Here is a 21,528-nt window from a genome sequence, read left to right on the forward strand (position 1 = left end):
CTGTCATGATGACCCTGCGCAACCGTTTGCTGTGTTTGACCGTCGCCGCCCTCTCGCTCTTGGCGCAAGGGGTTCAGGCCCAGCAACAGCGCGTGCGCATCAAAGACCTCACCAGCATCGCTGGCGTTCGTCCCAACCAGATTTTCGGATACGGCCTGGTGGTGGGTTTGGATGGCACGGGTGACCGAACCACGCAAACGCCCTTCACCTCTCAAAGCACCGCAACCATGCTGGCTCGCCAAGGCATTGCATTGCCCGACGGCGTTCGGCTGGAAACCCGTAACGTGGCCAGTGTTATGGTCACCGCCATCCTGCCCCCATTCATGGCACCTGGGCAAACCATTGATGTCACGGTCTCCAGCATCGGCAATGCTCGCTCCATCCGCGGTGGCACGTTGTTGATTACACCGTTGAAGGGCGTGGATGGCAATGTGTACGCCCTGGCACAAGGGCAGGTGGTGGTGGGCGGGGCTGGCGCTGAGGCCAACGGCAATTTGAAAAAAATCAATCAGCTCAGCAATGGCCGTATTCCCAACGGCGCCATTGTTGAGCAAGCGGTGGACAACAACGGCGATGACCCCAAAGTCATTCGGCTGGAATTGTTGCGCAGCGACTTTGGCGATGCCTACAGCATTTCCGAGAACATCAACGCCAAGTTTGGTGAATACACCGCCCAACCGATGGACGCCCGAACCATCTCCATCAAGGCACCGATTCGACCCAATGAGCGGGTGGCTTTTATTGCGTCCATTCAGGCCATGCCCATTGAACCGACTGGCCCTGCTGCCCGCGTGGTGGTCGATTCAAAGACAGGCGCAGTGGCCATGAACCAATCGGTGAAACTGTCGCCAGTGGTGGTGGCCCATGGCAGCCTCACGGTTGAAATTACCCAGACACCGCTCATCAGCCAGCCTGGCCCCTTCAGCAATGGTCAAACCATTGTTGCAAACCGAACCGACATCAACATCACGCGCACAGGTGGCCAGGTCATGAAGCTGGAAGCGGCGGACAACCTCAATGATTTGGTGACGAGTTTGAACAAAATGAACGCCACCGTGGATGACCTGATTTCCATCCTCCAGGCCATTGAACGTTCCGGCAGCATTCGCGCGGAAATCGAGGTGATTTGATGGCCAGCGGTGATGTGGGCAACAACACAGCGTACTGGGATTCACAGGGCCTGTCGCAACTCAAGCGCCTGAGCACCGGAACACCCGATCAGCAGCGCCAGGCCGCCAAGGCAGCCGCACAGGAATTTGAAGCGCTGTTGTTGTCGGAGTTGCTGAAAGCCGCCAAAGCTGGCGAGGGCACTGAAGACGGCTTGTTTTCTTCCGATGCGATGAAGAGTTACCAGGGCATGTTCAATCAGCAAATTGCCCACAGTTTGGCGGGCAAGGGCCTGGGGTTTGCGCAGCAAATCGAGCAGATGATTCTACAGTTCAGTGCCCCGAAAACCGTAGATCCACCTGATTCGCAATAACACTGGAACACAGCGCATGAGCATATTATCGGTGGGTTTGTCAGGTTTGCTCACGTCGCGGGATGCGCTCTCGGTGACGTCCAGCAACGTGGCCAACGCCAACAACCCGGCCTACAAGCGGCAAGTCTTGAAACAGGCTTCAGGCCTGAGTCAGTTCTTGCTGGGCGGTTATGTGGGTCAGGGTGTGCAAAGCACTGGGGTTGACCGGGTGACCAACCAGTTCCTGTACAACCAGATTTTGAAAACAGGTTCCGAGTCACACTATGCATCGACGTTGAAAGGTCAGTTGTCGCGTGTGGATGAAATTTTTGCCGATGGCAACAACGCCTTGGCCGATGCCATGACGGCATTCACCAATGCCGCGCAGGACCTAAGCCTGCGACCTGCGGACAATCCCTCCCGTCAACAGTTCTTGTCCAGCACACAGTTTCTGGTCGAGCAGTTCAACAGCGTCAGTGGCCGGTTTGATGCCATCCGGCGAGACAACACCGAACAGATTCAATTCACGGTCAACCAGATCAACGACCTCACCGGCAATATTGCAGACCTCAACAAGTCGATTGCGAAGTCATACCTGACGGGTGACGGGAAAGGGGTTCCGCTGAACCTGCTGGATCAGCGGGAGGATTTGATTTTGCAACTGTCCGAGAAAGTCGATGTTCAGGTGATTGAAGGCGAGCGTGGGGAATTGAATATCCTGATGCGCCAGGGTCAACCGCTGGTTACATTCGACAAAGCATATTCATTGCTGGCCCTGTCTGATGCCAGCGACCCCGAAACCACCGTGATTGCGCGCGACCCTGAAACCGGTGGCGCCCCCATTCGCTTTGCCAACAAAAACCTCGGCCGTGGCGAACTGTCTGCTTTGCTGGAGTTTCGGGATACGGCGATCAATCAGTATCAAAACACCCTGGGTTTGATGGCATTGAGCATTCATGATCAGGTCAATGCCATCCAGGCCGGTGGCGTTGAGCTGGTGGATGATCCAGGCCCGCCCGCTGCCAATGTGCCTGGCAAGCCGCTGCTCTCGTTTGCGAAAAACACCAGCGACCCCCTGGACAATGGCTTTTCCCGGGTGGTGGCCAATGCATTCAACAGCGATGCCAACACACGCCTGGCGGTGGGCACAGTCAACACCAGCACGTTGCAGTCCAACGAGTACGAGGTGTTCGTCTTGAACAATGCGGGCACACCCGAGGTGCGCTATCGCCCCTTGGGGTCCAAGTCGGCCGGTCAGGTTGCAACCGACCTGGGGGGCGGCAACTACCAAGTGCCCGATGCATTCACATTCTCGATCTCGGGCGGCGCATTTGTGCCGGGCGACAGTTTTCAGGTGAAGCTGACAGCCAAGGCTGCACTGAATCTCCGACTGGAAAACCTGGGCACCGACCAGGTGGCCACCCGTGCACCCAGTGCCTCGGTGGGCGACAACACGCAGGTGTTGAAAATGACCCGCGTGCTCGACCAGGCCACCCTGTTCCAGCGTGCAGGCAGCAGCGGCATTTCCGTGCGCGACACATTCAGCCGCCTGCTCACCACCGTGGGCAACGATGTGCGCGTGGCTGACAACTCCGCCAAGACCAGCCTGGGGGTGTTGGAATCCCTGAATGCCGAGCAATCTGCACAGTCTGGCGTCAACCTGGATGAAGAGGCTGCCAAGCTGATTCAGTATCAGCAGGCCTACAGTGCCAACGCCAAAATCATCAGCTTGTCCAAAGAGCTGTTCGACGACCTTCTGACCGCTGTCCGCTAAGCACTGGAGCCATGATGCGTGTATCGTCACTTCAATATTTCCAAGGCAATGTGGGCAAGCTGACCGATGTGCAAGCCCAGTTGGTTGAACTACAGCAGCAAATTGCCTCCGGGGTGTCGGTGGACCGTCCATCGGACGACCCAACCCGACTGTTCCAGGGCATTCAGGCGCAGCGGGGCATCGACCGCGCAGCTCAATACAACCGCAACATTGTGTTTGCACGCACACAGCTCGAGCAAATCGAAACCGGGCTCTCCCGCGCCTCAGACAACCTGGTGGATGTCAAAGAGCGCATGATTCAAGCGGCCAACGGCACCTTGAGCGCGGCCGATAAAAAAACCATCGCCATCACCGTGCAATCCCTGCGTGACGATCTGCTGCAAACCTTCAATCAGAAGGACCTATCAGGCCGGTATTTGTTTTCAGGAAAGTCCGAGGATCAGCAAACGTTTGCAGTTCAAAGCCCAGGCCCGACCTTTCCGGTGTACCAGGGTGAGGTGGCTGCCAGTGCGGGCAGTGCTGGTTTAACCGTGGAAGTGGGCAACGGCATTTTTGTCAATTTGGGCCTGACCGCCCGCGAGGCCGTGGTGTTGTCAGACGCCGATGCGCTGACTGCCACACCCGAGGTCAATGTGTTTTCGCTGCTGGACGACGCCATCAACTTGTTGAACAACAACGCCAGTGCCGCGCAATTGGCCCCAGTGGCCAGCCAGCTGGATGCGGTATTCGACAAGGTTCAGAATTCCCGAACCGCGGTTGGGATTCGACTGGCCACATTGGATGCGAATGAGGCCATCAATTCATCAGACCAGTCCACCTACGCCCAAATGAAAAAAGACGCTGTCGACACCGATGTGGCGGATGCCATTTCCAAATTGGTGCAAGGGCAGTCGCAGGCGCAGGCTTTTCAGTTGTCCTATTCCAACATCGCCAAGCTGTCGCTCTTTAATTTCATTGCATAAAAAAATCGGGCTCACACTGTGAGCCCGTCAATCATTCCCTGCAAGTTCTCATGCTTGCTCATTCCCAAAGTCATTAAATGCGCACCGACTCCCGGGCCTGTGCCAAGCGAAGGCTCGCTTTCTTTTCCTGCCGAACAGCGCAAACCGTGCAAGGAGTCTGAATACCATCCATTCGACTACCAATGCTGTTGCAGTAGTTGCACTGTGCCAGTTGCCAGTCGTTGTGCAGGTAGTAACTCATGACAGCGACCAAATCAATGAGGCGAATTTTTTTCTTGGTGACCAATTCTTGATTCTTGAAGCTGTCCCACACCCGCAGGGTTGCCATCAGCATGAGGCGCTGGTGTTGCGCCAGTGGGCTCTCCGGTTGAATTTGCTGCCGATAGCAGGTTTCCAGTTTGACGATCTGTTTACACAGCACGGTGTAAATCAACGCCAAGTCCCGGTTGTTCCGCATCGGGTTTTGGCAGTATGTACCGCCAGAACCCTTTCGGTTCGGGTTCTTGAACTTGTTGATGTACTGCTGAATTTCTTTGTTCTCCCGCCCGTTCAAGAATGTGTGAACAGCCTGACGTACTTCCACCTGGCGCAAATCGTGGCCAAACAGCCGATCAATAATCCACTGGTCGGTTACCTTTTGGCAGAAGAAGTGATTGGCAACGCTGGCGAATTCCTGCATGGGTCGTTTCCTTCAATCAAACAACAAGCCAACAGGCACCAGGCCTGTTTTGCCCAGCACTTGCAAATGGGCCGCTGTGAAACGTGGCTTTGTGCATGTGGCTGCGGATTTGGCCAGCTTGAGCACACTAGCGGCGTCGAGTCGTGCAATTTGTTCCACCACCGACTGCGAACAATTGAACCGGTAGTTTGTGGTGGTACTAAAGGTCGACCAGCTTTGGATTTCCTGCAGCACCCACTTGATGAATGCGCGGGATGGGGTGGCGGCCACCTCCAGCATCAGTGAATTGGCTGTGAACAAACTGCCCAGCACCGACACCTTGCGCTCGGCCTGTTCGGCCAGCAGATCCGTCAATTCAGTGGCTGACACTTCCAGTGAAAACAAGGTGGTGGTGCGGCCGTTGAGCAAGTCCTGGATGCCGGGCTCATCGGCTTGTGCAAGGCCAGCCAGCAGGTCTGCATCCATGTGCAACGTTTCGGCCAGTTCGTCGACCTGCTTGTTCCATTGCAAATGTTGGATCAATTGAATGTAGGCTGCGTTCAGCTCATACACCCGTTGGCTTTCTCTGCAACTTGTGGAAGTGATGCTCATGGGCACACGCTCTTCTTGGAATATGTTTCAGGTCGATTGGCAACCTGTACAAATCAAGAATAGAGCACCTGCTCAAAACTTAAAATCCGCACTATTACAGGCATTTAGTGATTTATTTTGCGACGCTTTCTAATGTTTGAAGTGTCAAATTGTGTCAAATGTAGACACATTGTTAAAAATGGTGGTTTTGAGATCGACCGGTTTCGAACGGTGAAAGACCGTTTTGCCGCTTACAGCCTTGTAAGTTGTTGTCAGAATGAACAAATCTCAAACCCCCTAAAAGATGGGGGGCTCAAGGGGTGTCGGTAAATCACCGATGGTATGTTTTAAGAAATTTGCGGCTCATCACATGAGCCGCTGGGCTTTGAGGAACCGCTTGCGCCAATAGCTTTCATCCAGGTCGCTCAGCATGACACCGCGTCGAGTGGACACATGCAAAAAGCGGTTGTTGCCGATGTACACCGCCACATGCTTCAGGGTGGGGCCCGTGCGGAAAAACAGCAGGTCACCAGTGCGCAGATTTGATTTGTCGACCGTGGTGCCCAGTTGCATTTGCTCGCGCGAACTTCGGGGCAGCTCTATCCCGAAATGTTTCTCGTACAGCTTCTGGATGAAACTGGAGCAGTCCACACCGGCATGGCTGGTTCCGCCCAATTTGTGCCGTGTGCCGCGCCATTCGTCGTAATGCTCAAGGATGGCTTCTTCCACGTTTGGATTGCCATCATTGGCCATGGCTTTGCTCGGCAACAGCCCGTGGGCCACCAGCAGCAGCGCAGCGCAGCTCCATGCGTGCACCCATTTTCTCAACCCCACCTGTCTTGGCATTTCTGCTCTTCTCCCGTCGGTTGATCACCCCAAACTGCACGTGATGGCGCAAAACTTAACACGCCATATCGGGATCAACAATTCGTAACTTTTCCACCTGTGTCACAATCTTTTCATCACCAACCCATGCTTCATTCATGCCAACAGTTCATGCATCACTTTCACTTCTAACGCCACTGGATTGGTTTTCTTTGGTGTTTTTTCTAGTGTGTTTTCGTGGTTACGGTTACCTGCTGGAGGGCTCCAAACGGTTTGGTCGAAAAGGCTTAAGCCGCACCACGCACGAATATCGCCAGGCCTGGGCTGCAGAGTTGATCAAACGGACCAACCGGGTCGGTGATACAGCGCTGATTGGCAACCTGGTCAACAGCGTGACCTTTTACGCCAACACCACCATCTACATCATTGCGGGTTTGTTTGCGTTGCTGGGTACGCTGGATCAACTGGTCAACATCGCATCCGATTTGCCCTTTAGTCGCGACGTGCCGCGTGGGTTGATGGAAATCAAGGTGCTGTTGGTGTTGACCGTGTTTGTGGTGGCTTACTTCAAATTCACCTGGAGCTTGCGGCAGTTCAACTTGCTCACCATCCTGGTGGGCGCAACACCGGAAAATGCCAAGGACGATCCCGACATTGATGCGCATGTGGAGCGCATGGCGCGAATCAACAGCCTGGCGGGCGATGATTTCAACCGCGGCTTGCGCAGTTATTATTTCGGCATTGCCTCCGTGACCTGGATGATCAACCCAGTGATGTTGATTGCATTCAGCAGCTTGGTGGTGCTGATTCTGGTTCACCGGGACTTTTACTCTGAAGCCCTGAAAATCATGTCCAAGTAAGCCGGGCACGGTCACGGTGGTGCCGCTTCATGGGGTCGTCCGCTGGGTTGGCTGTGGCCGCCACAAGCGGGGGCAGACCCCAATGCTTGCCTAGGCTGTAAAGCGCCGCTGAATACCGCTGTGCTGGGGTGGGCCATTCCCCCCGCAAGTGTTCGACGTGCTGCAGGGCCTCGTCAAACGTCAGTGCGACCGGCGGCTGTGTGCCGTCTTGCCCAGGCAGGCTGGCCAGCAGTTCTTGTTGTTTGCCCAGTTCCAGAAGGTGTGCTTCGATTTGCGCATCGGGTTTCAACCGCACGGTGCTGTAGTCGTCATTGAATTCCAGCAGGGCGTGCAGGTCCACATCATCACCAAATTCGGTTTGCAGCAGGCGTTGCACCGTGTCGCCTTTCAGGGCGCTGCTGGGGATGCCTGTGTGCAGCTCACTGCCCAGCGCGGTGGTCAAGATGGCCACCAACTGTTCACTCAGGTTACGTGCCACCGCCTGTGGCGTGACAGTGCGTTGGAGCAATGCACGCGCCATGTTGCCAGCCTGTTGGCAGAACGCTGCAGAGGCATGTCGGTCTTGGTGAACAGGAAGCCCCCATTCAGCCGCCAGGTGGTTTTTCAGGGTTTGAACATCGTGAATTTCGAGTTGTTTGGCAAGGCTGGCGCTTCGGTGAATGCTGCCTTCATGTCGAACCAAAGCAAGCAATTGTTGCTCGACCAATTGATGAACAGCCTGCTGCCACCGCATCTTCAAACCGGCCGCGCTGCCCTTGAGCATTCGTGTGCTTTCCAGGATGTTCAGGCATTCCCCTTCCTTGCAAACGCCCAGCCCCTGTGCCAAGTTGAGCAGCGCGCTGGTTTTGTGGTGCTGGCCCAGGTCTGGATTGCCCAGTGCCTCAACAAATTCGCCCAAGGCATTCTGTGCAGTGGCTTCAATGGGCGATGGCGGGTGTTCATCACCCCGGCGCGCATGCCGTTGCCCATACCGACGGAGCGCTTCCAGGCAGTCGGATCGGGCTTTTCCCATGGGCAGGTGTCGATCTGCATAGTCCACCATGGCTGCCAGGTGGGTTTGCAGTGTTGGGTGCGGCCCAGGTGCCACGGTCGGCGGTGGGTTGTGGACTGGCCCCCGGGCTGTTGGCAGGGGGGTGTGGCCAATGTGGGGAAGGGAAGACATGCATACACCCGCAGCGTTTGAAATGGACGGTCTGGTCGAACGTTGTTGAACACATCGTCCATTTGGGTGGTGATTTGACAGCCAGCGGTTCCATTCTCAAGCCGGGTTTTTCAATGCCCCCCACACCATGGCAAACAGGCTCTCGAACTGTTCCAGCAGCGGGTTGGGTTCCCGCCGCAAAAAATGCATTTGCACCACACGGCCAAAAATGCCCATGAACACATCCAGCAGTACTTTGCTGGACACCTGGTTGTTCAGCACCCCGCGGTGCTGTCCGTCCTTGAGCAGACCCAGAAAAGCCGCCATCAGCTGGGGGCTTTCATACACAGGCAGATCCCGGTAGCGGTGCGCCGGAATCGACTGTGTCATCATCACGATCACCTTGGGGTGTCGGTCAAAATAATCCAGCATCACCCACAAGGTTTTTCGCAATCGCTCGCGGATGTCCTCAATGCCTTCCAGGTGATCAATCATTCGGTCGGCCAGGCGGCTTAACGCGCTGTCCAGCACGTAGGCCACCAGTTGTTCTTTGCTGCCGAAATATTTGTAAATGGTTTGTAGCGACACATTGGCCATGCGCGCCACGTCAATCAATGCCACCGAGTTGAAATCAGCCGATGTAAACAACTCCAGCACCGATTTTTCAATCCGCTCCAGCGTGGCTTTTCGCATGGTTGATGGATGGGCGGTCGCGCCGTCGTCGCGTGTGGACATGGTCTGTGGCGTGGAATGGTTCATGGCCAGAAGTGTAACCCGTGTGAGGCAGAACGGAGCCGCGCGTTGATCAACGGGTGTTGCTGCGCCTAGCATCAACTGATGAGCTTTTTGATGCACTGGACCCCATTGTGAGAACCACCGTAAACCTGGACGACACGTTGTTGAGCAAAGCCGAGGAACTCACCGGCACCACCGAGCGTACCGAGTTGCTGCGCGAGGCACTTCGTGCACTGATTCAGCGTGAGAGCGCCCGTCGCCTGGCCCTGCTGGGGGGCACGCAGCCCGGCCTTCAAGCGGTACCCCGCCGGCAGATGCAGCCATGAAGGTGCTGGTGGATACCTCGGTGTGGGTGGGGCACCTTATTCACCGTGAGCCGCAGTTGGTCCGCTTGCTCAACGAGGGGTGTGTGTTGATGCACCCCTGTGTGCTGGGTGAACTGGCCTTGGCCAACCTCACGCAGCGGGATGATGTGCTCAAGCTGCTCAGTGACCTGGAGCCTGTGGTGCAGGCGTCGCCGGAAGAGGTTTGGCGCCTGATCACCCTGCGCGGTTTGCATGGCCTGGGTTTGGGTTACGTGGATGTGCATTTGTTGGCATCGGTGTTGCTAAGCCCTGGTGCCACCCTGTGGACCCGGGATTGGCAATTGCTGCGCGTGTGCAAGAACCTCGGTGTGCATGCACCCATTCAGGACCGCTTTTTCATGCACGATACCCAAGCCGATTATGGTGCTGCCGGCTCGGACACCTGAACCCGCAGCCAGCAGGCCATGCTCACTTGGGCAACCCGCGCCGCTGTGCCTTGTAGATGCTGCTGTGGCCTGAAAACAGATAGCTCATGACGCAGGCCAGGCCTGCATACACACCCATGCCGCTGCCAAACAGTTCCATCGCCATGATGGTGCAGGCAATCGGGGTGTTGGATGCCCCGGCAAACAGCGCCACGAAGCCAACACCAGCCATGAGCGCAAACGGCATGTGCAGCAACGGGGCCAAGGCGTTGCCCAGGGTGGCGCCGAGGAAAAACAGTGGCGTTACCTCTCCGCCTTTGAAGCCACTGCCCAGCGAGAGCACGGTCAGCGACAGCTTGCCGATGAAGTCGGTGATGGCCAGCGGGTGTTCGAAACTTTCCAGAATGACCGGAATGCCCAAGCCCTGATAGCGGTCCAGCGGGAAGCTCCAGAACAACGCAGCCAGCAGACAGCCACCCAGGAATGGCCGCAGTGGCGCGTAGGCAATGCGCTGTTTCATGAAGCCTGCCAATGCATGGGTGGTTTCGGCAAACAGTTTGCCGCCCAACCCAAATGCAGCACCGGCCAGCGCCACCGCGCACAGGCCCCACAGGCTGATGGCCGGAATGCTGGCCACCACATAATGGGTGTGCTCCACGCCCCACAGCAGGCAAACCTCGTGGGCGACCACAGCGGCCACCGTGCAGGGCAGCAGGGCGTCGTACTTCAACTTGCCGGTGGTGAGCACTTCCAGTCCCCAAATGGCGCCTGCCACGGGCGTGCCAAACACGGAGGCAAAGCCCGCACTCACGCCACTCATGAGCAAAATTCGGCGGTCTTCGGGTTTCAGGCGAAACAGGTGCGTGAGTTGGTCGGCCAGTGCCCCACCCATTTGAACGGCCGTGCCCTCGCGGCCCACTGAGGCGCCAAACAGGTGGGAAATCAACGTGCCCCCCAGCACCAGTGGAGCCATGCGCAGCGGAATGGTTTTTTTGGGGTCGTGGATCTCATCGATCAGCAGGTTGTTGCCAGCCTCCACCTGCTGTCCAAACCGCAAATACACCCAGCCCACCACCAGGCCAGCCAACGGCAGCCCCAGCACCAGTTGGGGGTGGGTGGTCCGGGTTTGGCCAACCCAATCCAGTGCGATCAGAAACCATGCAGACGCAGAGCCTGCCAGCACGGCCACGAGGCTCGCCAGGGCGATCCAGCGGGCCGTATTGGCGGTGCGTTCCAGGCGGTCGGACAGTCGTGGGTGGATTGGCATAGGCGCCAGTGTATACCGAAGTCTCGGGGCAACCCGCTGGGGGTTGGTCTTCAAAATGGGTAATGGATATTACCAAATTCCTAGAGTCGATACTCTAAAGTAACTTGGTGGGTTGATTGTGCGTTTGCACATCGACATTCTGGACTGTGAAGAACTCACTTCCAAATCGGTAATGGCGATTACCGAAATGCAATCCAACAGGAGTCAAAGCATGCCATCTGCACTGATTTTCGATGCAGTACGAACACCCCGAGGAAAGGGAAAGAAGGACGGAAGCCTGCACGGGGCAACGCCCGTGTGGTTGTTGAACAATTTGCTGACCGCCCTGCGCGACCGCAACCAGCTGGACACCAGCCTGGTGGACGACGTGGTGCTGGGTTGTGTAACCCCCGTGGGCGAGCAGGGTGCCGATGTGGCCCGCACTGCGGTGCTGGACGCCGGCTGGGCCGAAACCGTGGCGGGTGTTACCCAGAGCCGCTTTTGCGCGTCGGGCCTGGAATCGGTGAACCTGGCTGCTGCCAAAGTGGGCAGTGGCATGGAAGACCTGGTGGTGGCTGGTGGCGTTGAAAGCATGAGCCGTTGGGCCATGGGCAGTGACGGGGGCGCCTGGTTCATGGACCCTCGCATCAACAACAAACTGGGCTTTGTGCCCCAGGGTATTTCGGCCGACCTGATCGCAACACTGGAAGGTTTTTCCCGTGCTGATGTGGATGCGTACGCGGTGGAAAGCCAGCGACGCGCAGCCAAGGCCCAAGCCGAAGGCCGTTTCAACAAAAGCCGCGTGGCCGTGCGCGACATCAATGGCATGGTGATGTTGGACCATGATGAATTTATTCGTGGCAACGCCACCGTGGAAAGCCTGGCCACTTTGCAGCCGTCGTTTGCCATGATGGGCCAAATGGGTTTTGATGCCACAGCCCTGCGCAAATACACCACCGTTGAAAACATCAACCACGTGCACCATGCCGGCAACAGCTCCGGGATTGTGGACGGCGCTGCGCTGGTGCTGGTGGGCTCCGAGTCGGCTGGCAAAGCCGCCGGGCTCAAGCCGCGAGCCCGCATTCGTGCAGCCGCAGTGATTGGTTCTGAACCCACCATCATGCTGACTGGTCCAACACCCGCATGCCAGAAAGCGCTGCGCAAGGCGGGTCTGAAGGCTTCCGACATCGATCTGTGGGAAATCAACGAGGCGTTTGCCGTGGTACCCATGCAGACTGCCCGTAACCTGGGTGTCAGCTTGGACCGCGTGAACGTCAACGGTGGTTCGATTGCCATGGGCCACCCACTGGGTGCCACCGGCGCCATCATTCTGGGCACGTTGCTCGATGAACTGGAGCGGCAGGACAAAACCCTGGGCTGCGCCACGCTGTGCGTGGGCGGCGGCATGGGCATTGCCACCATCATCGAACGCATTTAAGGCCGAAGGAGAACACACATGAGTGCAGTGAAATTTGAACTCGGCCAGGACGGCATTGCAGTGGTCACACTGGACATGCCCGGCCGTTCCATGAACGTATTGAATGAAGAATTGATGGGCCCTTTCGCCGAGGTGCTCAGCCAGATTGAAACCGACGCCGCCGTGAAGGGCGTGGTGCTGACATCGGGCAAGCCCGAGTTTTTGGCCGGTGCCGACCTGGACAAGGTGTATGCCATCACCAAACCGGAAGAAGCATTTGAACTGGCCGAAGCCTTTAAAACCCTGCTGCGCCGCATGGAAAAATGCGAGAAGCCGATTGTGTGCGCCTTGAACGGCACCGCGCTGGGCGGCGGTTTGGAACTGGCACTGGCCTGTAACCACCGCATTGCACTGAACAACCCCAAAGCCAAGTTTGGTTTGCCCGAAGTGAAACTGGGCCTGTTGCCAGGCGGTGGCGGTACACAGCGGTTGCCCCGCATCATCGGTATTCAGGGTGCATTGGAAATGATGACCCAGGGTTCAGAGCTGCGCGTTGAGCAGGCCGTGAAGAAGGGCATCATCAATGACACCGCCGATACCATCGATGACATGATCGCCAAGGCGCGCGCCTGGTGTGTGGCCAACCCCAAGGTGCAACAGCCTTGGGATCAAAAAGGCTTCAAGTTCCCTGGTGGTGATTCCAAGCACCCCGCCATTGCGCAAGTGTGGGCGATTGGTCCATCCATGGCCAACCAAAAAGCCTACGGCAACTACCCAGCCATTCAGCACATCATGAGCTGCGTGTTTGAAGGTGGTTTGACGGACATCGACACCGGCCTGAAAACCGAAAGCCGTTTCTTCGCTGCTTGCGTGTTGTCGCAGGAAAGCAAGAACATGATGAACACCCTGTGGTACCAGCTCAATGCCATCAAAAAAGGCCAAAGCCGACCACAAGGCCCTGCGAAAAACACCGTGAAAAAAATCGGTGTGTTGGGCGCAGGCATGATGGGTGCTGGCATTGCGTATGTGTCGGCCAAGGTGGGCATTGAAGTGGTGTTGATTGACGCCACACAAGAGTCTGCAGAGAAGGGCAAGGCCTATTCCGCCAACCTGCTGGACAAAGCCATTGCCAAGCGCAAGAGCACCCCGGAGAAAAAAGAGAAGCTGCTCAGCCTCATCACCCCCACCACCGACTACAGTTTGCTGCAAGGTGCTGACCTGGTGATTGAAGCGGTGTTTGAAGACCGCGGTGTAAAAGCCGATGTGACTGCGAAGGCAGAGGCGGTTATTCCTGCCACAGCCGTGTTCGCATCCAACACATCGACATTGCCCATCACTGGTCTGGCCGAAGCATCCAAGCGCCCCAACCAGTTCATTGGCCTGCACTTCTTCAGCCCAGTGGACAAAATGCCGCTGGTTGAAATCATCTGCGGCAAGCAAACCGATGATGACACCTTGGCCAAGGGTTTCGACTATGTTCAGCAAATCGGCAAAACACCGATTGTGGTGAACGACAGCCGCGGCTTCTTCACCAGCCGTGTATTCGGTACCTACCTGATGGAAGGTGCTGCCATGGTCGCCGAAGGCGTACACCCCCGCAGCATTGAAATGGCCGGTTTGGAATCGGGCATGCCCATGCCACCACTGGCCATTCACGATGAGGTCAGCTTGTCGCTCTCTATCCTGATCGAGAACCAAACCCGCAAGGACATGGAAGCCGCTGGGCAGAAGTTCCCAGAGCACCCAGGTTCGAAAGTGATGCGCACCATTGCTGAAAAGCATGGCCGCATCGGCAAAAAAGCGGGCAAGGGCTACTACGACTACACCGCCACGGGCAAAACCCTGTGGCCTGGTTTGGCCGAGGAATTTCCTTTGGCCACCGTACAGCCTTCCAGCCAGGAAATTCAAGACCGGTTGATGTACATCCAGGCCAACGAAGCCGCCAAGTGCTTGCAGGAAAAAGTGCTGCGCACCGTGGCCGACGGCAACATCGGTTCCATTTTTGGTTTGGGTTTTGCACCGTTCACGGGCGGCATGTTGCAGTTCATCAATGCCAAAGGCTTGCCCCAGTTTGTGAAGCGCTGTGAAGAGCTGGCCGCGAAGTATGGCGAGCGCTTCAAACCCGCCAGCCTGCTGGTTGAGCTGGCTGCGCAGGGCAAAACCCTGCAGGACTAAGCCGCTGGCCCGGCTGGGTGTGCACCCTGGTGTAGAGGTGTACACCCACACAAACGGCCACTGTGCATGCACAGTGGCCGCACCCCAAAAACGAAAGACAAACAGGAGCAGTACCATGGTGTTTAAAGCAATCATGAATGGCTTGATCAAAGCCAAAGCCATGCCGCAGATTTCCGCCACAGAGCGCCAGGCCCTGGAAGCCGGCACCGTGTGGATTGACGGTCAGGTGTTTTCCGGCAAGCCCGACTTTGCCAAAATGTTTGCCGAGCCCTACAGCAAGCTGAACGCACGCGAGCGCGCCTTCGTGGATGGCCCCGTGCAAGAGCTGTGCACCTTGTTTGATCCGCATGAGGTGGCCACCACCCGCGTGATCCCCCAAGCTGCCATCGACTTTTTGGCCAAGAAAGGTTTCTACTCCTTCCTGATTCCACAGGCCTACGGTGGTCTGGAGTTTTCGGCCAATGCCATTTCCACCATCATGGCCATGCTGACCAGCTACAGCCCGTTGCTGTCCACGCTGGTGGTGATTCCCAACAGCCTGGGTGCAGCCGAGTTGATCAAGCACTACGGCACGCAAGCGCAGAAAGACCACTACCTGCCCAAGCTGGCCAGTGGCGAATACCTGCCGTGTTTTGGTTTGACCGAGCCCACCGCAGGTTCCGATGCAGCCTCTATTCTGGCCCGGGGCGTGGCGTTCAAAAATGCCGACGGCAAGGTGCAAATCAAGCTGAACTTCCGCAAGCGCTACATCACGCTGGCGCCCGTGGCCAACCTGATTTCACTGGCCTTCAAACTGCACGACCCACAAAACCTGCTGGGCAAAGGCGAAGACGCGGGCATCACCGTGGCGCTGGTGCACCGTGGCACGCCTGGCCTGGAAATGGGCAAGCACCACCAGCCGATTGGCGATGCCTTCTACAACGGCCCGATTGTGGGCAAAGACGTAGTCATTGACGCAGACGAAATCATTGGTGGTCAAGAATGTGCAGGCCAGGGCTGGCGCATGCTGATGGAACAGCTGGCCGGTGGACGTGCCGTGTCGCTGCCGGCTGGTGCGGTGGGTGGCGTGCGCGCTGCTGCTGCGGCTGCAGGCGCTTATGCCAAGGTGCGTCAGCAGTTTGGTATGCCCATTGCTGAAATGGAAGGCATTCAGGAAAAACTGGCCGAAATCGCTGCCATGGCCTACCTGTCCGAAGGTGCCCGGGTGTACGCACTGAGCGCGCTGGACAACGGCGAACAACCCCCTGTGGTGTCGGCCGTGTGGAAAGCCTACCTCACCGAACTGTCCCGTGAACAGGCCAAAAACGCCATGGACGTGATGGCCGGTGCTGGTGTGATGCAGGGCCCCAACAACATCATTGGTCGCGGCTACTGCTCCGCACCGGTTGCGATTACGGTGGAAGGTGCCAACATCATGACCCGCAGCCTGATCACGTTTGGTCAGGGTGCTGTGCGTTGCCACCCCTATGCATTCAAGATTGCCAACGCACTGGAAGCCAACGACCTGCCCACTTTCAGCAGCGCGCTGAAGGGCTGGATTGGCCACATGGTGACCAACACATTGCGACTGATTGGCATGACCGCCACACGCGGCGCGATTGCGAATGTGCCGCAGATTGAAGGTGTTACGCCTTACCTGAAAAAGCTGGCCTGGGCCTCTACACGGTATGCTTACCTCACCGACATGGCGCTGATCAATGTGGGTGGCAAGCTGAAAGCCCGCCAGCAACTCACCGGTCACTTTGCCGATGCACTGGCTTGGCAGTTGCTGGCCATTTCGACTGTGCGCCGTTATGTGGCCGAAGGCGAAATCAAGGAAGACCTGCCCCTGGTGCAATACGCCATGGAATATTCACTGGAAAAAGTGCAGCGCGCATATGAAGCCATCTACGCCAACTTTGGCAACAACCTGCTGGGCAAGTGGATGCGCACGGTGGGTTACTTTGGCCTGCGCATGAGCCCCCTGGTGGGCGCAAGCCGCGATCGCCTGGTGCCCACGGTGGCCAAAACCATCACCAAAACCGATGCGCAGTCGGCCCGCATTTTGGGTGACTTGGCCATGCCCAAGATCAACTTGGCCGAGCTGGACAGCGACGAGGTGCTGGCACGCACCAAGGGTGTTAAACGCCTGATGGCGGCCTTCCAGGCAGTGCAGGAAGCCGACGTGGTGCAGACCAAAATTCTGCAGGCGCGCCGTGCCAAGCTGATCGAGAAGGGCAGTGTGCAAGACATGGCCGCCGCCGCGTTGGCCAAAGGCATCATCACGGCCGCTGACAAAGTGCTGCTGGACCGTGCCAACCGCCTGAGCCTGGAAGCCATCATGGTGGATGAGTTCACGCCAGCCGAGTTCTTCGGCATCGAAGGCGCCACGTATGCACCGGGCTTTGAATGCGCCAATGTGCCCAACATTGGTCATGGTGTTGTACACGACGCACCCGTTGAGAAGCTGCGCGTGGTTGCTTAAGAAAGCGTGCTGTCAACTAAAAAGCCGGGCTCATCCAATGAGCCCGGCTTTTTTATCTGTAGAAATCTCCGGGTAGCCGAAGGTAGAAGTCACGCTGATTGGGATCTGCTCCAAATTGCAGTAGACAATTGATCAGCGCTTGATCTTGAAGTCGATAGGCCAAGTGCAATGGTGCTTTGTATCGATGCTGTAAGCCCGTTTTTAGGTTGGGGTTCGCGCCTGCGCTCAGCAGGGCAAGTACGCGCTGCTGATTGATGGTACGCTCCAAATCGTTTCGGGGGTTGGCAGTCATCAGGATTGCCCGGTGCAATGGCGCATAGCCGTCTTTTCCGATCACATCCAGTTGACCTTGGTGTTGAAATAGCAAGGCTGCAACCCTGGTGTTGTGAATGCCCACTGCATTTTCAGCAGGTGTTTTGCCCCCTGAATTTGCAGTGTTAGGCACACCCAACGCCAGCAATCGTTTGATTTGATTTTCCTCACTAGGCCGACCTGCGATCCAATGCAGGGCGGTATTTCCCTCGGCGTCTCTTGCCTTGGGGTCAAGGCCGGCATTCACCAACAAATCGAGCAGCTGGGGTGAACGGCTGGCCGTGGACAACAGTTGGGGTGTCATTCCTGACAAGGTGGTACTGTCGATAAAGTCTGGGTTGATCAGGCGCTCCACGATTGTTGAATAGAGCGCGGATGGTGTATCGGCTTTCGCTAGCCAGGTGTTCAGGATAGTGAGTAAACGTTCGCCATTGTGTGGGCCTTGAGCAAACCCGGGGTGTTGAATGATGTTGAGTGCAAATGCGTGTTGACCTTGGTTGATCGCCGCTTCAAGCGCTGTAGAAATTTCCCTGTCTGCACCGTACCACTGGGCGCCTTTGTCCAGCGCGATGTTGAGGATTTGCAGCTTTGTTGCCTCCTCAAGTTTTGACGTGAGTAGCATGCTGAGAAATCCGACAGTCCCAATCGACCGTGTTTGGGTCACTGAATCGTCCCTGATCAACTGCTGAAGCAGATCGACCTGCCAGGTTTTTGGATTGGGCCGACTCATTTGATACGCCAGTTCATCGAACAAGGGTTGGGAGAGGTCCCGGCCCTCGGAATGCCATTTCTCTCGAACCGCTTCGATGAAGGATGGGTCGTCCTGTTCAAGCGCACCGCGCACGGTCTCCCAGGGATGTAATTCATTGGTATTCACATGCGCAAGGCCCCAGCGAAACAATGTGAGGCTGTGGGGGCCGTGTGAATCTGGCTGCCAGTGTTGCATGTTGCACAGGTAACTTGGGAATGTTTCGTCTTGCCCTGCTTTGTTATGCCAGTGGTGGTTTTCAAGGTCAGGTGTCTCCAGCAACATGTTGATGGCTGCAGAGGGCATCGTTTGGCTCAGTGTTCCCATTAAAAACTCGGCAACTTGTCCTGGCCTTGGTTCGGTGATCAGATCTTTGCAACTGTCGGTCAGTCCTGGAAATTTCTTCTCCATGAGCTTGCAGCAGACATACAACGCTGTGGTTGCAGTGCCATTAAAAACGGAGTTGATTTGATGCGAGAACGCACACGCAGCGTCATTGGTGTTTCTCAGTGCCTCCAGAAGGGCCTGATCGACCTGATTGAAGCTCAAAAATTCACTGTGCTCATCATCATCGTTCTGCAGTTTTGGCATGACTTTCACAAAATCATCCAATTCAAAAGCTCTTAGGGCTTTTCCGTCCGGGGTATTTGATTCAACCCACGTTAATGGGCCCGCCTGCATGACGCTTTCTCTGAAGGGCAGAGGCCTGAAGCCATGGATCTTCGCTGCCTCAAAGGTGTCGGGGCCCACCTGGCCAAGATTCGTCAAAATACCGGCGGCCAGCGGAGTTGGCGTCAATGCAGGGCCAGCAGGCAGGCCGTTATCATCACAATGGTACAGCCAAGCCGTTTTTACATTGCCAAACGTCTTTGACAACAGATCCGCTTTTTGTTGAAACCACATGGATTTATCACCCACTTTTCCTGCTTCGTTGGGCCACTCTGACTGGATACCTTCCAGCAAATGTGAGGCGATTTTCAGCATGACCGACTCGATTCGCAACGACCTCTCCAGTTGGTTTTGCAGATAAGGCAAATGGGGCTGGTATTCGTGAACATAGCGATTCACTGCGTAACGGTCATCCACCTTGGGCAAACGGAACCGCTCAGCAAAGTGATTTTGCAGCGCAGTCACCATGTGGATTTCATTGCCAGCAAAATTCGTTTCATTTTTCAAATGTACCTTGACGAATTCGAGGAGTATTTGCTGCGCAATCTCAACGCGTTCAGACAAAATGAGCTTGTCCAGACGGGGTGGGAGCAGTGTTTGAGAAACCTGCCGGTATGCCTCATCGACGTTCTGGATAATCCCGGGACCACACACATTGATGCCTCTGCCCAGGCTTGTAACCGCAGCCCTCACATGGTCGAGCGTGTGGGGTGGGAACGAGGATTGGTACCCTAGGGCCAGCTGGATGAGCATGCTGATTTTGAGCAGCAGTGGGCCGCTGATTTCATAGAGTTGGAACAAGTCCACACGCAACTCATCTGCGCTGGGTGTCGGGCCATCCAAGCCCAGTCGTTCAGCCAGTTGGCCCCACGGTGAGTCTGAAAAGGTGCTGGCTGGTAACGCCCGGTCCATGGCTTGCAAAGCGGCCAGAGCGCTTAGCATGTTGTTTCTGAATGTGACGAAGTCAGCCGAGTGAACAAACCGATCAACAGCATGCAGTTGGGCCTGGGTGGCGTTCAAAATGTGTTCGGGCAGCAGTGCGGTCAGTCCCGGCGATTGTATTTCGGCGAGGCGTTGTTCAGCCTCGGACTGAAAAGTAGGAGTCGACGAAACCGGAGCACTGCTGGACGCAGCAGTATTCGTGAACGGATGAATTGAGGCGGCGTGTTGTGGCATGGTGCTGGCGCACGAGGGCAGTCATCAATAACCCCCTTTGAGGGTGTCTAAATGGGTTTTTGGTTCCATACAGCACAGCAAAACCCGGTAATATTCAATCAATCGTTCGTTCAAAAAAAGGACCCAATATGGCCCCCATTCAAGACCCCACATTGCTGGAAGGTGTTACGGTGCTCGACTTGTCTCGCAACCTGCCAGGGCCAGCCACATCGCTCATCCTGCAACAAATGGGTGCAACCATCGTCAAGCTCGAACCACCCCATGGTGACGATGCCAAAAGCATGCCGATGCTCTATCAGGCGCTGAACAGCCAGAAGCAAATCGTGACGGCTGACTTCAGAACAGCCGAGGGTATTCAGATTTTGAAAGACCATGCAGCGAAAGCCGATGTGTTGATCGACGGTTTCCGACCTGGCGTCATGGCCGAAATGGGCTGTGGCTACGACACGCTGAAAGCGGCCAATTCCAGGTTGGTGATGTGCTGCATCACGGGCTATGGTCAGCAGGGCCCCTTGGCCGAGAAGGCCGGGCACGACATCAATTACATGGCCCTGAGTGGCGTACTGGCGGGCTTGCAAACGGCCAATGGCGATATACCGGTACCTGCCGTTCAGTTTGGTGATTTGTTGGGCGGTACGGCTTACGCGGTGCAGGGCATATTGGCGGCGTTGCTCAAAGCGCAACGCACGGGGCAGGGCAGTTTGGTGGATGTGTCCATGACCCACAACTTGTGGAAGCAAAACATCATGCCCGAGAGCATGGAACAAATGTGGGTCATGCTCAGCGGAAAGCCGGCTCGTCATCAGGATGATTTGTTGTCGGGTGGTCTGGCCTGTTACAACGTGTACCGAACTGCAGACAACCGCCACCTGGCCGTGGGTTCGCTGGAACACAAGTTCTGGAAAGTGGCCTGCGAGGCCATGGGCAAACCGGAGTGGGCTGGCATTCACTGGAGTCGAGGGGCAATGCCGGGCACTCCTCAGGCCCGCGAGATGCTGGACAACATGCGGGCTTTGATCGCAACTCAACCTTTGGCCCATTGGGAGCAGGTGTTTGCGTCGGTGGACGCTTGCATCACCCCGGTGTTGACTCGTGCAGAAGTGAAAACGAGGGGTCTGTTGCGGGCTGGCTAATGTGAGGCCCCCTGTTATGCTGCACTGCGGAAAATACTTAGAATAATTGGTGAAACAAAGGGCTGGGCGATGGTCCTAAGTAGGGTCTTCGCCCACAAGGCGCGAACAGTGTCAAAGTCCAATCAGGTCTTTTTATGCCCGTTTCACACAATCAAGCCCCGAGTGCGTCCAACACGCATGCGCCTGTCGCTACACTGGTCCCTTCGACCACCAACCATCTCCAAACGGCTGTTCACCTCCTGTCCGACTCGTTGGTCAAGCAGTGGGTAGCGCAGCGCGGCGTGCAGTGCCTCCAGGCCTCCAGTACGTTGGTGTTCACGCCGCCATCCGCCTTGTCCCGTTTGCGAGCTGAACTTTTGTCAAATGAAGTGCTCAATGTGCAATCTCTCACTGCGCACCTGTGGCGCCTGCGCCAGGGTTGGCAGAAGTTGATGCCGAGTAGCGTCCCGTACC

At 56.5% G+C, this 21,528-nt stretch carries 18 protein-coding genes; 11 read left to right on the forward strand and 7 right to left on the reverse strand.

Annotated elements, in window-relative coordinates:
• Positions 1-5: 5 nt before the first annotated feature.
• Genes VGE55_RS01960 through flgL form a run of 4 tightly spaced genes read left to right on the forward strand, consistent with a single transcriptional unit; the run spans position 6 to position 4,195 of the window.
• Positions 6-1,130 (forward strand): flagellar basal body P-ring protein FlgI, encoded by a 1,125-nt coding sequence (locus VGE55_RS01960; protein ID WP_331130036.1) that lies wholly within the window; start codon positions 6-8, stop codon positions 1,128-1,130.
• Positions 1,130-1,480 carry a rod-binding protein gene (locus VGE55_RS01965; protein ID WP_256765351.1) on the forward strand — a complete coding sequence of 117 codons (351 nt, stop codon included), beginning with the start codon at positions 1,130-1,132 and terminating at the stop codon, positions 1,478-1,480. The genes VGE55_RS01960 and VGE55_RS01965 overlap by 1 nt, the downstream gene beginning before the upstream one ends.
• A gap of 16 nt (positions 1,481-1,496) precedes the next feature.
• Positions 1,497-3,233, forward strand: a complete 1,737-nt coding sequence (flgK, locus tag VGE55_RS01970) for a flagellar hook-associated protein FlgK (protein WP_331130037.1) — start codon at positions 1,497-1,499, stop codon at positions 3,231-3,233.
• 14 nt (positions 3,234-3,247) lie between these two features.
• A complete protein-coding gene (gene flgL / locus VGE55_RS01975; protein WP_331130038.1) occupies positions 3,248-4,195 on the forward strand; it encodes a flagellar hook-associated protein FlgL in 948 nt (315 codons plus the stop codon).
• 73 nt (positions 4,196-4,268) lie between these two features.
• Here flgL and VGE55_RS01980 read toward each other — a convergent pair whose 3' ends face one another.
• The 3 genes from VGE55_RS01980 to VGE55_RS01990 form a co-directional block, all read right to left on the reverse strand.
• Positions 4,269-4,874 (reverse strand): hypothetical protein, encoded by a 606-nt coding sequence (locus VGE55_RS01980; protein WP_331130039.1) that lies wholly within the window; start codon positions 4,872-4,874, stop codon positions 4,269-4,271.
• A 12-nt stretch (positions 4,875-4,886) separates the two neighbouring features.
• Positions 4,887-5,465 carry a hypothetical protein gene (locus VGE55_RS01985; RefSeq protein WP_256765355.1) on the reverse strand — a complete coding sequence of 193 codons (579 nt, stop codon included), beginning with the start codon at positions 5,463-5,465 and terminating at the stop codon, positions 4,887-4,889.
• 345 nt (positions 5,466-5,810) lie between these two features.
• Entirely contained in the window at positions 5,811-6,260 is a 450-nt protein-coding gene (locus VGE55_RS01990; RefSeq protein ID WP_331130040.1) for an NlpC/P60 family protein, read from the reverse strand.
• 167 nt (positions 6,261-6,427) lie between these two features.
• On the opposite strand from VGE55_RS01990, the gene VGE55_RS01995 reads away from it, so the two are divergent.
• On the forward strand, positions 6,428-7,129 hold the full coding sequence (locus VGE55_RS01995) for a DUF599 domain-containing protein (protein WP_256765357.1): 702 nt from the start codon (positions 6,428-6,430) through the stop codon (positions 7,127-7,129).
• Here VGE55_RS01995 and VGE55_RS02000 read toward each other — a convergent pair.
• Complete coding sequence (locus VGE55_RS02000; protein WP_331130041.1) at positions 7,116-8,291, reverse strand: hypothetical protein; 1,176 nt, start codon at positions 8,289-8,291, stop codon at positions 7,116-7,118. The two genes, VGE55_RS01995 and VGE55_RS02000, sit on opposite strands and share 14 nt — an antisense overlap.
• A 96-nt stretch (positions 8,292-8,387) precedes the next feature.
• A complete protein-coding gene (locus VGE55_RS02005; protein WP_331130042.1) occupies positions 8,388-9,029 on the reverse strand; it encodes a TetR/AcrR family transcriptional regulator in 642 nt (213 codons plus the stop codon).
• A 107-nt stretch (positions 9,030-9,136) separates the two neighbouring features.
• Here VGE55_RS02005 and VGE55_RS02010 point away from each other — a divergent pair, with 107 nt between their 5' ends.
• Together VGE55_RS02010 and VGE55_RS02015 are read left to right on the forward strand one after the other, a co-directional pair.
• Positions 9,137-9,331, forward strand: a complete 195-nt coding sequence (locus VGE55_RS02010) for a type II toxin-antitoxin system VapB family antitoxin (protein ID WP_256765360.1) — start codon at positions 9,137-9,139, stop codon at positions 9,329-9,331.
• Positions 9,328-9,756 carry a type II toxin-antitoxin system VapC family toxin gene (locus VGE55_RS02015; protein ID WP_331130043.1) on the forward strand — a complete coding sequence of 143 codons (429 nt, stop codon included), beginning with the start codon at positions 9,328-9,330 and terminating at the stop codon, positions 9,754-9,756. Before VGE55_RS02010 ends, VGE55_RS02015 begins: the two co-directional genes overlap by 4 nt.
• 22 nt (positions 9,757-9,778) lie before the next feature.
• Here the strand turns inward: VGE55_RS02015 and VGE55_RS02020 are convergent, their stop codons facing one another.
• On the reverse strand, positions 9,779-11,002 hold the full coding sequence (locus tag VGE55_RS02020; protein WP_331130044.1) for a voltage-gated chloride channel family protein: 1,224 nt from the start codon (positions 11,000-11,002) through the stop codon (positions 9,779-9,781).
• A gap of 211 nt (positions 11,003-11,213) precedes the next feature.
• Here VGE55_RS02020 and VGE55_RS02025 point away from each other — a divergent pair, with 211 nt between their 5' ends.
• The 3 genes from VGE55_RS02025 to VGE55_RS02035 all read left to right on the forward strand — a co-directional run bounded on the left by VGE55_RS02025 (position 11,214) and on the right by VGE55_RS02035 (position 17,037).
• Positions 11,214-12,419: an acetyl-CoA C-acetyltransferase gene (locus VGE55_RS02025; protein ID WP_256765363.1), complete on the forward strand. Its 1,206-nt coding sequence runs from the start codon at positions 11,214-11,216 to the stop codon at positions 12,417-12,419.
• An 18-nt stretch (positions 12,420-12,437) separates the two neighbouring features.
• Positions 12,438-14,573 carry a 3-hydroxyacyl-CoA dehydrogenase NAD-binding domain-containing protein gene (locus VGE55_RS02030; RefSeq protein WP_331130045.1) on the forward strand — a complete coding sequence of 712 codons (2,136 nt, stop codon included), beginning with the start codon at positions 12,438-12,440 and terminating at the stop codon, positions 14,571-14,573.
• Between the two features lie 115 nt (positions 14,574-14,688).
• Positions 14,689-17,037 (forward strand): acyl-CoA dehydrogenase, encoded by a 2,349-nt coding sequence (locus tag VGE55_RS02035; RefSeq protein WP_331130046.1) that lies wholly within the window; start codon positions 14,689-14,691, stop codon positions 17,035-17,037.
• A 52-nt stretch (positions 17,038-17,089) separates the two neighbouring features.
• Here the strand turns inward: VGE55_RS02035 and VGE55_RS02040 are convergent, their stop codons facing one another.
• A complete protein-coding gene (locus VGE55_RS02040; protein WP_331130047.1) occupies positions 17,090-19,573 on the reverse strand; it encodes a hypothetical protein in 2,484 nt (827 codons plus the stop codon).
• 497 nt (positions 19,574-20,070) lie between these two features.
• Here VGE55_RS02040 and VGE55_RS02045 point away from each other — a divergent pair, with 497 nt between their 5' ends.
• Positions 20,071-21,075, forward strand: coding sequence for a CaiB/BaiF CoA-transferase family protein (locus tag VGE55_RS02045; protein WP_331130048.1), 1,005 nt, complete (start codon positions 20,071-20,073; stop codon positions 21,073-21,075).
• Positions 21,076-21,528: the final 453 nt, after the last annotated feature.

The sequence above is a fragment of the Limnobacter sp. genome (assembly GCF_036405155.1).
Lineage (GTDB): Bacteria > Pseudomonadota > Gammaproteobacteria > Burkholderiales > Burkholderiaceae_B > Limnobacter.

Bases quoted from the DNA above. Each gene is read 5' to 3' on its own strand.
- flgK (WP_331130037.1), top strand. From the start codon at position 1,497: ATGAGCATATTATCGGTGGGTTTGTCAGGTTTGCTCACGTCGCGGGAT.
- flgL (WP_331130038.1), top strand. From the start codon at position 3,248: ATGCGTGTATCGTCACTTCAATATTTCCAAGGCAATGTGGGCAAGCTG.
- VGE55_RS02045 (WP_331130048.1), top strand. From the start codon at position 20,071: ATGGCCCCCATTCAAGACCCCACATTGCTGGAAGGTGTTACGGTGCTC.
- VGE55_RS01980 (WP_331130039.1), bottom strand. From the start codon at position 4,874: ATGCAGGAATTCGCCAGCGTTGCCAATCACTTCTTCTGCCAAAAGGTA.
- VGE55_RS01985 (WP_256765355.1), bottom strand. From the start codon at position 5,465: ATGAGCATCACTTCCACAAGTTGCAGAGAAAGCCAACGGGTGTATGAG.
- VGE55_RS01960 (WP_331130036.1), top strand. From the start codon at position 6: ATGATGACCCTGCGCAACCGTTTGCTGTGTTTGACCGTCGCCGCCCTC.
- VGE55_RS01965 (WP_256765351.1), top strand. From the start codon at position 1,130: ATGGCCAGCGGTGATGTGGGCAACAACACAGCGTACTGGGATTCACAG.
- VGE55_RS01995 (WP_256765357.1), top strand. From the start codon at position 6,428: ATGCCAACAGTTCATGCATCACTTTCACTTCTAACGCCACTGGATTGG.
- VGE55_RS02015 (WP_331130043.1), top strand. From the start codon at position 9,328: ATGAAGGTGCTGGTGGATACCTCGGTGTGGGTGGGGCACCTTATTCAC.
- VGE55_RS02005 (WP_331130042.1), bottom strand. From the start codon at position 9,029: ATGAACCATTCCACGCCACAGACCATGTCCACACGCGACGACGGCGCG.
- VGE55_RS02020 (WP_331130044.1), bottom strand. From the start codon at position 11,002: ATGCCAATCCACCCACGACTGTCCGACCGCCTGGAACGCACCGCCAAT.
- VGE55_RS02025 (WP_256765363.1), top strand. From the start codon at position 11,214: ATGCCATCTGCACTGATTTTCGATGCAGTACGAACACCCCGAGGAAAG.
- VGE55_RS02030 (WP_331130045.1), top strand. From the start codon at position 12,438: ATGAGTGCAGTGAAATTTGAACTCGGCCAGGACGGCATTGCAGTGGTC.
- VGE55_RS02000 (WP_331130041.1), bottom strand. From the start codon at position 8,291: ATGTCTTCCCTTCCCCACATTGGCCACACCCCCCTGCCAACAGCCCGG.
- VGE55_RS02035 (WP_331130046.1), top strand. From the start codon at position 14,689: ATGGTGTTTAAAGCAATCATGAATGGCTTGATCAAAGCCAAAGCCATG.